Raw genomic sequence first — 4001 nt, forward strand, 5'->3', positions numbered from 1 at the left:
ATTTAGTAAAGAAGGTACAATACAAGAATTGTGCTGGATGAATTTTATTATTGGAGAGTATTTTGCACAAGCTGCTCTTGAAGTTTTACAGATTATTGGAATAAAGCCGGAAGAGGTGGATCTTATAGGTTCACACGGGCAGACTGTTTATCATATACCGCAGGAGTGGCAAACCAATTTATTTAGTATGAAAAGTACTCTTCAAATTGGCGAACCCTCAATAATCGCTGAAAGAACGGGCATAACAACCATTGCGGATTTTCGCCCAAGAGATATTGCAGCAGGTGGACAGGGCGCTCCTCTCGTCCCTTTTGCTGATGAGATTTTGTTTAAATCAGATAAAATTGCAAGAGCTATTCAGAATATTGGCGGAATGGCAAATGTGACAGTTATAAGTCCTGAAATAGAAACTTTTGCCTTTGATACAGGCCCTGGAAATGTACTAATTGATTATTGTGCAAAGTTAATTTTTTGTGCTGATTATGACAAGGACGCTTTGTTTGCATCACAGGGAAATATTGATGAAAACTGGCTTGAGTCTTTGATGCAGGAAAGTTATTTTAACTTAGAACCTCCTAAAACTACAGGAAGAGAATTATTTAGTAAAGATTATGCCAAGAAAATTCTTGCTTCTGCTCCTGAAAATCCATATGATGCAATTGTTACAGTTACGGCATTAACTGCAAAATCAATATATAAAGCTTATGTGGATTTTATTTTCCCTAAAACAAGAATAGATGAAATTGTTCTTGGAGGTGGAGGAGCTTATAATCCATATTTAGTTAAATTAATGAAAGAATACTTTGGCGATAATATAAAAATATTAACCCACGAAGATTTTGGAATATCCAGCAAATTCAAGGAAGCTATAGCTTTTGCATTATTAGCCTATACCACTTATTATGGTATTCCAAATAATGTTCCGGCTTGTACAGGTGCAAAACATAAACGTGTTTTGGGAAAAATAATTCCTGGTAACACAGGTATTTAGCTTATAGAAAGAAAAAGTTTTTACATAAAATTATAGTAGAAAAGTCATCCCGGGCTTGACCCGGGATCTAACTTGTTTATAAGCAAAGCGAATATTTGATAAATGCTGAGCATGACATCCTGTAAGTGTTCTTAATAGACAATTTTTATTGCGTCAGGTATGTAATCTAGCAAACTTGACGCTGTTACACAATATTCAGTTAGATTTTTAGTAGCTATATCACCTGTTGCTCCATGTAAATATACCCCAAGAATAGCTGCATCTCTTAGTTCAAGACCCTGTGCCGCAAAACCTGCTATCATGCCGCCTAATACATCCCCTGTTCCAGCTGTAGCAAGCGCTGAGCTGCCTGTAGGATTAATATGGATTGTTCCATCCGGTTCTGCAATGATTGTTCTTGCGCCTTTTAAGACTACTATTGTATTGAACCTACAAGCTGCTTCTCTTGCATAATTAATTCTATTATCCAAAATATCATTGATAGACACTTTTAATAGGCATGAGAGTTCTTTTGGATGAGGTGTGATTATAGAATTGATTGGTAAAGCAAAATTCTCCATTTGAGCCAAACAATTAAGAGCATCTGCATCGAATATTGCACTTAAGCCTCTATCTGTGATTTTTTGTGTGAATTCTGATATAAATTCAACAGTGGAAGGATCTGTTCCAATTCCTGGGCCTATGAGGAAAATATTGCTTTTTTCACTCATATCTAAGGCTGTATTAACTGATTCTTTTGAGATAGCTTTGTTAGCAGTTTCTTTTAATGGTGCATAAACTAATTCTGGTGCCATAGCTGAGAATATTGGCACAAGGCTTTCTGGAGTAGCAAGTATTGAGTATCCGGCACCTACTTTTAATGAAGAATAAGCACTTAAGAAAGCAGCTCCTGTCATACCAAAGCTGCCTGCTATATTAAATACACTACCAAACATGCCCTTATGGCTTTCATTTGGTCTCAATGGAAGATTGGCACAAACGTAGTGACCGGTAATTAAATTAATATTATAATCAGGTTCTTGCAATAATGTAGGAGGTATTCCTATATCGTTTATTATGATTTCTCCTGAATGTTCAGCTCCAGGATATAATATTGTCCCAAGTTTTGGTGTAAATAGACTTACAGTATAATCTGCAACAACTGCATTCCCTAAAATTTTTCCTGTATTTGAATCGATTCCTGAAGGTATATCAACAGACACGACATATCCTTCGGCAAATTCATTTATTGTGTTAATTACCTGATATAAATGGCCTGTAATTTCTGTATTTAATCCGGTACCAAATATTGCATCAATTATGACTGTCGAAATTGAGAGCATATCCTGAAATGTTTCTGCGTCAATTTCATCATAATAGAAAATATCTGTAAAATTCTTTAATGCACTATGGTTAGCAAGTGCGTCTCCCGATAATTCTTCTTCATGATATAGAGATAATACATATACTGGAATTTCTTCCAGGATTAAATGTCTTGCTGCTGCGAAACCATCACCACCATTATTACCTTTTCCGCATATAACAAGGACGCTTATGTGCTCATCTTTTATTTCGTTAAGGATTTCTATTACTTGCTCAAATACAGCTCTACCAGCATTTTCCATTAATATTAGACTGGGAATATTTAGTTCTTCAATTGCTTTCTTGTCTATGTTTCTCATTTGAGTGCCTGTTAAAACTTTTATCATATTTTTACCCTCAAATTAGTATTTATGATTACTTGGTTATACTAAATCAAAATGTAAGATAAGTCATTCTCATAATCAGATAATTCTTAAAATAAATAATTTATGGTGCTTGCCTAGAAAATGTTAAAATGCGCTAATAATAAGGTAAATGAAAATTAAAGTCTGTCTTAATGGTATTAGGTATATTAATAAAAACAAAAAGTATGTCATTGCGAGCCTGCAACGCAGGAGTGGTAATCTATCTAGTGAACATCGGAAAGATTGCCACGGTGCCACAAACCCATCATCAATGATTCTGTGTAAGGAACAAACAAAAAATTATTGCGTATTTTAAAACGCAAATCTGTCATTGCGAGCGAAGCGAAGCAATCCATTAAATAATGCTATAATTTGGATTGCCACGTCGGGCTTTCAGCCCTCCTCGCAATGACAATATCACTTTATGCGTAAGTATTTTTTGTTACCTCCTTATTAAAGAAAGGTGCCAATGTGACTGTGGCATAGCCACCTCGTAATGACAGTTTGGATGATTTTATAAATACCGATAATTTATTTCTTATCGAAAGAGTCTGATAAGAAATGTTATGTAAAAACATATAATATATGTTACTAAAATGGGAATAAGTGGATGATTTTAGTTTTAAGGACAGCGTAAAAAATACTTATGGATTTTGATGAAAAATCCATAAGTATTTTTGTAGGTGACTCAGTCACACTATTAAAGTCCTTAACTATTTCAACCTTATATATGTGCCTTTGGCACTTCTTATAACCAGCAAATAATCGAGCAATAAAAAATGCGTAAGTATTTTTTATTGCGTCCTTATTATATTAATTTCGAGATGGATCATTATTTTTGACAAACGTAATAAAACCATAAATTATCACTGTCGTATTTCTTGGAATCTACAAATTTACCGTTACGATCTACTATATCAAGAACCTTGAATCCATTTTTTTCAAGTTGTTTAACCTGATTTCCCTTATTAATGTAGTACGTATAGCCTAAATAGGCATTTGACGGACAGTTAATAATTGAATATTCTTGAGTATGGACTTCTTTTTTACTATTTTTTATATAAATTACTCTTTTGATAACATTTTTAGCTATCACAACAGGATTTAATGATGTAAATATTCTAGGAATATATGGAATATTCTTGTAATGTAGATTATGTGCAGAAAATACAAATAAACCATCAGGCTTTAGTACTCTATATATTTCATTTAGAGCTTTTGTCCTTCCTTCATGGTTAATACTGTCAATTCCGTTAAATGAAAAAAAAATGAAATCAAATGAATTGTTCTCAAAAATTGATAAA

At 33.6% G+C, this 4001-nt stretch carries 2 protein-coding genes and 1 pseudogene (1 of these 3 only partly in view); 1 reads left to right on the forward strand and 2 read right to left on the reverse strand.

What is annotated here, in order from left to right:
- Positions 1-37 precede the first annotated feature (37 nt).
- The gene (locus A2255_01000) at positions 38-991 is read left to right on the forward strand and encodes an anhydro-N-acetylmuramic acid kinase (GenBank protein ID OGI22029.1); all 954 of its coding nucleotides are present in this window, start codon (positions 38-40) and stop codon (positions 989-991) included.
- A gap of 131 nt (positions 992-1122) precedes the next feature.
- On the opposite strand, the gene A2255_01005 is transcribed toward A2255_01000, so the two are convergent.
- Together A2255_01005 and A2255_01010 are read right to left on the reverse strand one after the other, a co-directional pair.
- A complete protein-coding gene (locus A2255_01005; GenBank protein ID OGI22032.1) occupies positions 1123-2676 on the reverse strand; it encodes a hypothetical protein in 1554 nt (517 codons plus the stop codon).
- Between the two features lie 853 nt (positions 2677-3529).
- Positions 3530-4001: pseudogene (locus A2255_01010) on the reverse strand (hypothetical protein); it runs 287 nt beyond the window's last position.

Source organism: Candidatus Melainabacteria bacterium RIFOXYA2_FULL_32_9, from assembly GCA_001784615.1.
In the GTDB taxonomy this organism is placed as follows: domain Bacteria; phylum Cyanobacteriota; class Vampirovibrionia; order Gastranaerophilales; family UBA9579; genus UBA9579.

Excerpts from the sequence above, each read along its gene's own strand:
- A2255_01000 (OGI22029.1), top strand. The coding sequence starts at position 38 with ATGAATTTTATTATTGGAGAGTATTTTGCACAAGCTGCTCTTGAAGTT.